Source organism: bacterium (assembly GCA_021158245.1).
In the GTDB taxonomy this organism is placed as follows: Bacteria; Zhuqueibacterota; QNDG01; order QNDG01; family QNDG01; genus QNDG01.
In genome coordinates this window covers 1-9,689 of record JAGGVB010000219.1, presented here as the reverse complement: position 1 = coordinate 9,689, position 9,689 = coordinate 1, and the positions used below count along the sequence as shown (strand labels likewise).

At 40.3% G+C, this 9,689-nt stretch carries 10 protein-coding genes; 3 read left to right on the top strand and 7 right to left on the bottom strand.

The window, feature by feature from the left end; genetic code table 11:
- The 4 genes from J7K93_13400 to J7K93_13385 all read right to left on the bottom strand — a co-directional run.
- A partial coding sequence (locus J7K93_13400; protein ID MCD6117996.1) for a tRNA nucleotidyltransferase occupies positions 1–461 on the bottom strand: 461 nt, incomplete at its 3' end.
- 63 nt (positions 462–524) lie between these two features.
- Entirely contained in the window at positions 525–1,517 is a 993-nt protein-coding gene (locus J7K93_13395; GenBank protein ID MCD6117995.1) for an NAD-dependent epimerase/dehydratase family protein, read from the bottom strand.
- A gap of 1 nt (position 1,518) precedes the next feature.
- Positions 1,519–2,265, bottom strand: coding sequence for a CPBP family intramembrane metalloprotease (locus J7K93_13390; protein ID MCD6117994.1), 747 nt, complete (start codon positions 2,263–2,265; stop codon positions 1,519–1,521).
- Between the two features lie 30 nt (positions 2,266–2,295).
- On the bottom strand, positions 2,296–3,606 hold the full coding sequence (locus tag J7K93_13385) for an MFS transporter (GenBank protein ID MCD6117993.1): 1,311 nt from the start codon (positions 3,604–3,606) through the stop codon (positions 2,296–2,298).
- A 350-nt stretch (positions 3,607–3,956) separates the two neighbouring features.
- Here J7K93_13385 and J7K93_13380 point away from each other — a divergent pair, with 350 nt between their 5' ends.
- Positions 3,957–5,213, top strand: coding sequence for an ATP-binding protein (locus tag J7K93_13380; protein ID MCD6117992.1), 1,257 nt, complete (start codon positions 3,957–3,959; stop codon positions 5,211–5,213).
- 471 nt (positions 5,214–5,684) lie between these two features.
- Here J7K93_13380 and prfA read toward each other — a convergent pair whose 3' ends face one another.
- The 3 genes from prfA to rpmE form a co-directional block, all read right to left on the bottom strand.
- Positions 5,685–6,749: a peptide chain release factor 1 gene (prfA, locus tag J7K93_13375; GenBank protein ID MCD6117991.1), complete on the bottom strand. Its 1,065-nt coding sequence runs from the start codon at positions 6,747–6,749 to the stop codon at positions 5,685–5,687.
- A gap of 38 nt (positions 6,750–6,787) precedes the next feature.
- Entirely contained in the window at positions 6,788–7,696 is a 909-nt protein-coding gene (locus tag J7K93_13370; protein MCD6117990.1) for a DUF1385 domain-containing protein, read from the bottom strand.
- Between the two features lie 88 nt (positions 7,697–7,784).
- A complete protein-coding gene (gene rpmE / locus J7K93_13365) occupies positions 7,785–8,024 on the bottom strand; it encodes a 50S ribosomal protein L31 (protein MCD6117989.1) in 240 nt (79 codons plus the stop codon).
- A gap of 243 nt (positions 8,025–8,267) precedes the next feature.
- On the opposite strand from rpmE, the gene J7K93_13360 reads away from it, so the two are divergent.
- Both J7K93_13360 and J7K93_13355 read left to right on the top strand, forming a co-directional pair.
- Positions 8,268–8,702 carry a hypothetical protein gene (locus J7K93_13360; GenBank protein MCD6117988.1) on the top strand — a complete coding sequence of 145 codons (435 nt, stop codon included), beginning with the start codon at positions 8,268–8,270 and terminating at the stop codon, positions 8,700–8,702.
- Positions 8,703–8,721: 19 nt separating this feature from the next.
- The coding region (locus J7K93_13355) for an exo-alpha-sialidase (protein ID MCD6117987.1) at positions 8,722–9,689 on the top strand (968 nt) is incomplete at its 3' end.

Below are 9,689 nucleotides of genomic sequence, written 5' to 3'. Positions count from 1 at the left end.
TCAAGAGGAGTACGAATTATCTTTTTCTCGAGATCTTTACGTCCCCCGAGAATATCTACAATATCTCCAAGGCCCCGGGAAGTGACTTGTGCTGCCATTGCATTTATAGTAAAATCCCGCCTTTTAATATCTGTTTCGAAATCACTCTTCTCAACTTCAGGATTTCTGGAATTCTTATCATACATTTCCCGTCTTGCAGTTACAAATTCCATTTTGTAATCGCCTGTTTCAAAAAATGCCGTACCAAACCTGTCAAATGTTACAAGCCCTCTTCCTCCAAGCTCCTTTACAGCAGAAGCCGCAAATGCAGGGCCGTCGCCCAGTACCATAAAATCTATCTCTTTTGTCTCTCTTGACAGAAGCTTATCACGGATATAACCGCCTACAGCATAAACTGCAACTCCACGGCGCTCCGAGAACTCTCCTATCTTTTGTAATAATTCATCTTGCTTTGATGTCATATATTCTGCTTTATCAGTTCATTACACACTATTATTAAAATAATATTCACTTACTTTCTTTTTTTATTTTCCTTCTGTCTCGGCTACAAACCATTCTGCAGTTCTTCTTATCGCCTCGTCAGTGCTAAAAATAGGCTTGTAACCTATCTCCTTCTCCGCTCTGTTAATTGTAAAATGAAAATCATGGGTCAAGTGATCAACAAGGTAGAGTGTAAGAGGCGGCCTGGCCTTTACTTTTAAAATATTGTAACCAGCCTCAAAAACAAATGCAAAAAACCACGCCAGAACAGGATTAAGGGAAAATCTGGGCCCCGGAACTCCAATAGCAGAAGTAAGCTTATCAAAATACTCTCTCCAGGTCATCCGGACACCGTCAGTAATTACATAAACCCGGCCTTTTGCACTAGCTTTCCCGCCTGCAAGATAAATTCCATACGCGAGATTTTCCACATATACAAACGCGCCGAGTTTTCTGCCCCTGCCAATCAAACCCATTGTCCCGCTCTTTAGCATTTTGCTCATTTTAAGCAGGCTTGTTCTGTCTCCGGGCCCGTACACATCTCCCGGCCTTACAATAGTAACATCAATTAAACCTTTTTTATGATACTGCATAACAAGAGCTTCTGCTTCTCTTTTTGTCTGACAGTAAGGATACCTTGTAGGAAGCTGTGGGGAATCTTCATTCATGTTTTCTGCACCGATAAAGCTGTGCACAGCAACACTGCTTATCAGAACAAATCTTTTTACACGAGATGATATTGAAGCTTCTATAAGATTGCGTGTACCCTCAACATTAACTTTACGAAAATCCTCAAAAGTACCCCAATCACTCACCTTAGCTGCAACATGAAATACAATATCAACTGAGTCAACTGCTTTTTTAAGGGATTCCCTGTCCTTAAGAGACCCGTAAACTTTCTCAATGGAAATGCCATTGAGAAGGTTTAAATCGCTTGTTTCCCTTACAAGGCCTCTTACTTTATATTTTTTCTGTAAAAGGAGTCGGCATAATGCGGCTCCCACAAAACCATTTGCTCCTGTTACCAAAACTTTCATATCATCTCTGCAGCATCGTAAAGATATCTGTTCCTATACCGAGGCAGGCGTGCAGAATCAGAGGATAGATGAATGATCTTGTTCTTATTGCAAGATATCCGAAAATAAGCCCCCCGATAATTGCGCCGAAACTCTCTGGTGCAGGTTTGCCAATGTGTACCAGTGCTGATGGTACTGTTTGAATAAGAATTGCAGCAGCAGCGCCGTAAACTCTTTCAACTGAAAAAAGCATAGCGCCTCTGAAAAGAAATTCCCAGCCCACATAGTACATAAGGTAGAAAATTTCAATTACCATAAACTTGTTTGTATGGCCGATCACACTTTTTGCAAGAGGATACTCATGCTGCATTGCCGGACTTAGAGAACCTGTATATGCTATAAAAATGACAACCGGAATAGCTATCAGCACAAATTTTATTCCGAAACGCGCATCTCCTGCCTGCAATCCGAAATCCTTTACTCCCTTTCGTGAAGTAACCCATACCAGAATAAGCGGAACTGCAAACATAAGGATAAATGCAGATACATATTCATAAATTGTAGCATAAAAATCCGAACCAGCAGCAGATTTCATCCCCGGGAAAAAATTATAAAACGCATCCTGTTTGCCGTAATACACCCAGATAAAAAGCAGAAAGGTTGATAAAAGAATCAAAGAAGCAGATTCAATATCAGCATTTTTAAGGATAGCACCTATCCCCGGCCCTTTGATAATTCTTTTTTTTATATCATAATTTTCCATTTTCATCTTTCTATAACATCATAAAAATCCTGTTTGTCAGGATTCCAGAATTCCGCCTGCTCTCTTATCCGAACGCCTGAGAAGAATGGCAAATACAAGGCCGAATAATCCGAGAGACGCAAACATTATCATACTAGCTGTATATGTATGTGTAATATCCCGTAATTTTCCGTTTAAGAAGGGAAAAAGTGCCAGCCCTATATTCTGAATCATAGTGATAAGGCCGAATGCCGATCCCACCAGGCCTTCCTTGACAATCAGAGGTACAGCCGGCCACATGGCAGCAGGTACAAGAACAAAAGCAGCGCCGAGCATCATCATGGGGTATTTGGGAGGAATCATAGTAAACGCCATAATCAGAAATGCAGGAATCATGAGCAGAGACCCGAATACCATGAGAGTGCCGTGCTTGCCTATCTTATCCACAAGAGATCCTGCAAATGGTGCCAGGAACATGGAGGCAGCGATAATTATTGTTGTAGTACCCCCGGCTGTGGTAAACATATGAGTGATATTATAAAATACCTGATATAAGAATCCTCCCTGCCCGGAAGCAGTAAGGGGCAGTCCCCATTTTGTATGGAAAAAATCAGTGGAAAGGGATGTAAACGGGAAAATAGCTGAATAAAAAGTAACACATAAAAGTGCAATAAACCAGAAAGAGGATGTAAATTTCTTAATGTCTCCGAAATTCACCTTCTCATCGGATTCTTCGTCCTTCAATTTAAGGACCTTTTCTCCCTGGCTGTCAAGTATGTAGTAGATAACTGCAGCAAGAAGAGATAGGACACAGAATATAACCGCAGCCCAGAGTGCGGCTTTGTATGTATGGAAGTATTGTGCAATAAGTGCTTCTGTGTTAAAAGAGAAGAGGGTGCCCAGCCGGCTGATAGTCAAACCGACTCCAAAAGCCAGGGCCAGTTCCTTGCCTTTAAACCAGCGGGCAAATATGGCACTCTGACAGACTACCAGGGCTTCTGATGCTCCTCCGAAAACAAAACGCCCGATATAGAGAACTGTGATATTCGGAGAAATCGCCACAATACCGGCACCTACTGCCACTAATGCCGCAAAAAGAAAAGAGGCCTTTCTCGTGCCTATTCGGTCTATAAGTATACCGCCTAAAAACACAGAAAGAATTGCTGCTATGCTGTAAACCGTATACATGGTTCCTATAGCACTGCGGTCAACATTCAGGGTTTTAAGCAACGTGGGCGCAATTGCGCCTATAGAGTCATATGCGAAATAGCTTCCGTATGTAAGCAGACTGACAAATCCAAGAATAGTGAATCTGAATGGTTTCCCCGACGGATGGAAAAAAGATTGTTCCCCGGCTATAGCGGCCATAACTTCCTCCTTAAACGCATAAATTAGACGGTTGAAATAACTATATATTCTACGTAAACCAGTATAATTATGCAAGATAAAAAATATTTTCATAAAAACAAATATTAACATAAAAATTATTCTACCATTTCAATTTATTGACGGATAAATAAATGTATCTTGTCCTGAAATAGGTTGTCACTTTAAAACAAAAAAGGTAGGGGGTATAAAGGAATATGACAGAGATATTTGCCGGCATCTGGAAACCTCCGCCCGGAAATGCAAAAGAAAGAGCATTAATAAAATCCATCTGATTTCAATTTTCTCAGAAAAAACTTGCTTTTAATAAATAATTGTATTTTATTCGTACTATGAATGAAAATCATTCAAGACGCGAATTAATCTACCGAAAAAGGTGGCTTGCCGGGCAACTGCGATACGCTGCAGAAAACCACCCTGTGATTATTCTCTCAGGAGCAAGGCAGGTAGGTAAAAGCACACTGCTTCTGCAGGAAAAACCATTTTCAGAATGGCGTTATCTTACACTCGATGATTATGATATTCTTCATCAGGCAGAAAAAAGCCCTCAGGATTTATGGGCAGGAACCAGTCGGGTAGTCATTGACGAAGTACAGAAATCACCAAGGTTAGTGGAAGCTATTAAGCAAACAGTTGATAATGACAGCAACAGACACTCCTTTGTTCTAAGCGGATCTGCAAATATGAACCTGATGAAACAAGTCAGTGAAAGTCTTGCAGGAAGAGCTGTATATTACACCCTTCACCCAATGACATACGGAGAGATCAACTCATCTCCAATGGTCAATCTACTGGAATCCCTGTTTAATTCGGAACTGCCTGAAAACTACAAATTAAAAAATCCCCTTCCGGACGCTGCCTCTCTTATGTGGAAAGGTTTTATGCCTGGTCTTATGCGGTACACTGAGCCCAAATCAATCCTTTTATGGTGGGAAGGATATGTAATGACCTATCTGGAAAGGGACCTCAGACAACTTTCACAGATAGAGTCTCTTTCGGATTTCCGCAGACTTATGACCGCATGCGCCCTCAGGTGCGGCAAAATAATCAACCAGACAGAAGTGTCGCGTGATACAGGCATTAGTCAGCCCACAGTACACAGGTACATGAACTTGCTTGAAATCACACATTTAATGACACGAGTACCTGCTTATGCAGTAAACAGAACCAAACGTCTGATGAAATCGCCCAAATTAATCTGGACAGATCCGGGGCTTGCCACATTTCTATCAGGCTTTTATGATAAAGACTCATTACTTTCTTCTGATTATACGGGAAGTATTTTTGAATCTATGATATACCTGCATCTACATGTTTTAACACAGCTTATGGCGCCAAGAGCCAGAATTTATTTCTGGAGAACATCTACAGGCAAAGAAGTTGACTTTGTTATTGAGTGGGGAAGAAAGCTTATTGCTGTTGAAGTTAAATTTTCAGATCAGGCAAGATACGCAGATATTTCCGGTATTCAGCTTTTTATTGACGAATACCCTGAGACAGCAGCAGGACTGCTGATTTATAACGGCAGTGAAATCAAGCAGATGAGCGATAAAATCATTGCTTTGCCATGGACTATGCTGACATCTTAAAGAAAACTCCCAACGCCCAAAACCTATTCACCAATCCGTCATTTCGAAGGAGCGGCAGCGATTTTAGAAATCTTATTATCTCTCGCAACGAACGCAAAGGAAAGATAAGGATAAAGGATAAAGCAAAAGACATAAGGTATAGAGCATAAAGGAATACCACAGTAATATCTTTTCCGGCATCTGGAAATCTCCGCCAAAACTGGTCTCCGGTGGGAGTCATTCCCGTCCCGATTCTCTTTTAAAAAAAATATGATAATCAGAATCGGGAGGAAACCAAGAGGAGGGATTTTGGTATTCTTCCGCAGAGTAGACAAAAAAATAAGTTTTAAAAAGCAGGGTAACTAAAACCACAATATATAGGAAAAATTTTACACAAAATTTTGGACTTGACTATGGAAAGATTCACACTAATAATTTTAAAGGATTTATTGAACAGCTAATCTTTTAAACAACAAACTGCATTAAAAAAATTCAAACTTCTTTTAACATCTCGTCCTGCTCTGCAATCTTCAGATGATCAATTAATTCATTGAGATCTCCGCTTAAAATCTCCTGCAGCCGGTAAAGAGTAAGATTTATTCTGTGATCAGTTACTCTGCCCTGAGGGAAGTTAAATGTTCGTATCTTGGCACTTCTGTCTCCTGACCCTATCATTGATCTTCTGCTTGCAGCAAGCTTTGCTTCTTCCTCTTTGTGCTTCATATCATAAAGGCGAGCTCGCAGCACCTTTAAGGCCTTGGCTTTATTTTTATGCTGAGACTTTTCATCCTGGCACGTAACAACAAGACCTGTAGGTACATGAGTGATACGAACTGCAGAATCTGTTGTATTAACACTCTGCCCTCCGGGCCCTGAAGATCTGTACACATCAACTCTCAGCTCATTCTGCTTCAGCTCAATATCAACATCTTCGGCCTCAGGCAGCACTACAACAGAAGCTGCCGAAGTATGGATCCTCCCGCTGGTTTCTGTTGTGGGAACCCTCTGCACTCTGTGAACACCGCTCTCATACTTCAGCTCGCCGTATGCGCCTTCACCGTGCACTGAAAATATCACTTCTTTAAATCCGCCAAGCTCAGTAGGATTTGAACTTAGAATCTCCTTAGACCACCCTTTAAGCTCAATAAATTTTGAATACATTCTATAAAGGTCGCCTGCAAAAAGAGCTGCTTCTTCTCCCCCGGAACCAGCGCGTATTTCCATTATTGCATTTTTGGTATCTTTTTTATCTGTAGGAAGTAAGAGGACTTTGATTTCCTGCTCAAGTTTTTCCCTGCTCTTTTCGCTTGCATCAAGCTCTTCCTTGGCCATCTCTTTTAATTCCTGATCCGATGAATTTTCCAGTATTTTCCGGTCTTCTTCAATCGTCTCCAGGATATTTCTGTAATCAGATCCCTTGCCGGTTATAGTTCTGCACTTTTTATATTCCCTTGTAACATCCGCAAGTTTCTCATTGTTTTTCAGAACAGAAGCATCCTGAAGAAGCTCTTCTAATTCCTTCTCTCTATCTTTAACCCGGGAAATTTTATCAATTATAGAATTATTTTCCATGTACGATATGCCCTGTTTTCAGATCATTCATAAACAATGTCAAGATTATCATCCTGCTTCAGATTCAGAGAACTTTTCAAAGCTACAATACCTATTTCAAGCTGGGAATCATCCGGTTCTTTTGTTGTAATTCTCTGCAGCCACAAACCCGGAGATGTTAAAAATCCTGCAATCTTCTTTCCGTATTTTGAATCGGAAAGTTTAATAATTTCATATGAAATCCCGCCGATTAAAGGTATAAGCAAAAATCTTATAAGCCTGTCAGCCATTGTATGGGGCCTGCCTGTAAATGCAAACACAATTACGGAAACTATGACAACAATGAGAAGAAAACTCGTTCCGCATCTCGGATGAAAAGTTTTAAAAGGTTTTGCTCCTGCAATTGTAAGAGGAGAGCCGGATTCAAAAGCAAAAATAGACTTGTGCTCAGCTCCGTGATATTCAAAAATACGGCGTATCTCTTTCCACAAACTGATCAGGCTGAGATATCCCAAAAAAATCAACAACCTGATAACTCCATCAATAACATTAAATACAATTCCGTTCTCTACACCGGTTGCTTCTGCAATTAAAAGAGGGACAAAAAAGAAAAGCCCCATTCCTGCAGTCAGGGCAAAAATCACAGTCAATGCAAGCATTAAGGAAGACATGCCTTTTTCTTCAGGTTTACCCTCCTCTCTCATTGCAACATCGCTGGAAAAATTAAGTGCCTTAATTCCCCATACCATTGATTCAATAAGAATGACTCCGCCGCGGATAAACGGAAGATTAAAAAATTTATGACGTTTTGTAAACCCCTTATACTCATGCCGCTTCAGGGCTATTTTACCGTCAGGCCTTCTTACTGCAATTGAAACAGCTTCCGGAGAGCGCATCATAACACCTTCAATAACTGCCTGGCCTCCGACATTAACCTTTTTATTCTCTGACATAGCTTCCTTATTATTAATAAGATACAAAATAAAAAACGGAATACGACTACAACATACCCGCATTCCGCTTAAAAAATATTATTTTCTTCTATGAGGCCTTTTCTTCTTTCTTCTTGTCGGAACCAGTATCTTTTGATCTGTATTTACGCATGTATTTTTCAACTCTTCCGGCTGTATCTACAAGTTTCTGTTTACCTGTGTAAAACGGATGGCATGCAGAGCAGATTTCAATTCTGATATCACCTACTGTTGTTCTTGTGTGAATTACATTGCCGCATGCACATGTTATAGTTGCCTCTTTATATTCCGGATGAATACCCTTTTTCACCTGATAACTCCTTTACATTAACTCAACCTATTGCGGACAGTAAGATAAGAAATTTCATTATACAACGCAAGAAAAAACTTGATTATAAAATAAAATACTCTTACATTCAAAAAATAATAAATACAGACAATTGAGGGTCGAATTTAATAATATTTTTTTACGGACTTGAAAAACTTTCAGCTCCTGCCGTAAATTTAAAGCAATGCCTTCCAATCCCTTTAATTTATATAAGGAGAAATTGTTATGGTCGCAACAAAACGCATTCTCCCGATCATTTTTGCCGTTACTATTTCAATATTATTAATGAGATGTTCTATATGTACAAAGAAAAAAATCCCGCCCCCTGCTCCTGCTGCCCGCGCAATACATCAGCCTGCAAAAAATCTGGCACCTGGTGTCTCATTGGCACATTTTACAATTACTGAGGTTAGACAGAACAAAGGCAATACCGTTCTTTTCTGCAGAATGAAAATAGTTCATAAAACCGGCCCTGCCACACAACATATATCCGCAGGAACCAATTTCACAATTATTGTTCCTAACTCATCTTTTACAGATAAAAAAAGTTATTTTAAGAAGAATAAAACAATATATGCAAAAATCAGGCGTATCCCGCCCGGAATGAACGTAAAAAACGGATTGCAATACGAAATTATTTCAATTAATACAGTTGAGTAGATTTTATCAGGAGGAAAACATGAAAAAATATTTACTATTTGTTCCTATAGTTCTGTTGTTGGCTGCTCTCTCAGTTAAGCAGATTCTAACCCGGCCTGCGCCAAAACACATACATAAAATAATATCAACAAGTTCGCCGCGAGCTTCTGTGCAGAGCAGAAAAGCACGTATGGAATATTTCTGGGAATTACTTAGAGATCCTGCAACTAACAGGATACCCAAAAATATAAGAGAAAAGGAACTTGAATTTGCAAAAACTCTTCCAAAATCCGGGCAGATGCTTCTTAAAGGGAGTGTTCTTCAATCTTACACATGGCAGAACGCAGGGCCTCTTGATATTGGCGGCAGAACCCGTGCCCTTGCTGTAGACGTAAGCAATGACCAGACCATTATTGCAGGCGGCGTTTCAGGAGGTATATGGAAATCCACTGATGGCGGAAGTACGTGGTCTTTAAAAAGTAATCCTAATCAGCAGTTAAGCGTAACAGCACTTGCACAGGACCCGAGGCCAGGTCACACAAACGTCTGGTACTACGGAGCAGGAGAATTTAGAGGCAATTCCGCATCTGACAGAAGCTTTCAGGCATATTTTTACGGATCAGGCCTCTATAAATCCACTGATAACGGGAATTCATGGTCTTTAGTAGAATCCGCAGGCAAAAATAATTCATGGGACAGCTACTTTGATTTTATTTCAAAAATAGCAGTAAACCCTGTAACAGGAACAGTTTATGTCGCTACAAACGGTGGATATATTTACAGATCAAGTAACGGATTCAATACATGGAATACAGCCATAGGAGGCGCTAACGAGCATTACTGGACAGATGTTGCTGTAACATCATTGGGCAAGGTAATTGCAGTTCTGTCTCAGGACGGATACCAGCCGAAGACAAACAGTAACTATACTTATACTCAAGACCCCGGAGTATACATTTCCGAAGACGACGGAACTACATGGACAGACATTACCCCTGCAACATTTCC